This window comes from Pantoea sp. SIMBA_079 (assembly GCF_046940275.1).
Classification (GTDB): Bacteria; Pseudomonadota; Gammaproteobacteria; order Enterobacterales; family Enterobacteriaceae; genus Pantoea; species Pantoea borealis.
This window is the reverse complement of record NZ_JAWRYR010000204.1, coordinates 1-279: the sequence shown is the minus strand read 5'-3', so window position 1 is coordinate 279 and position 279 is coordinate 1. Positions and strand designations below refer to the sequence as shown.

1 protein-coding gene is annotated in these 279 nt (G+C 77.8%); it reads left to right on the top strand.

Translation table 11 applies throughout. The annotated features are described in order from the left end of the window. Positions 1 to 279, top strand: a 279-nt coding sequence (locus SB719_RS19720) for a hypothetical protein (protein WP_412159675.1), incomplete at both ends; no start/stop codon positions are given.

Here is a 279-nt window from a genome sequence, read left to right as displayed (position 1 = left end):
CGAGCATCCGGAAACGCCGGTCGGGCGCGTGGTCTGCATGGGCACGCCGGTCTCCGGCAGCCGCGCCGCCGCGCGCCTGGCGCGGCTGCCGCTGTCGGGCCTGTACTTCGGACGCAGCGCGGAGATCCTGCTGGGCGGCTGCGCGACCTGGCCGGCCGGCTTCGAGGTCGGGATGATCGCCGGCCGGATCCCGCGCGGCCTTGGCGCCCTGCTGGCGCGCTTCGACGAGCCGCACGACGGCACCGTGGCGGTGTCGGAGACCCGCGCGCCGGGCCTGGC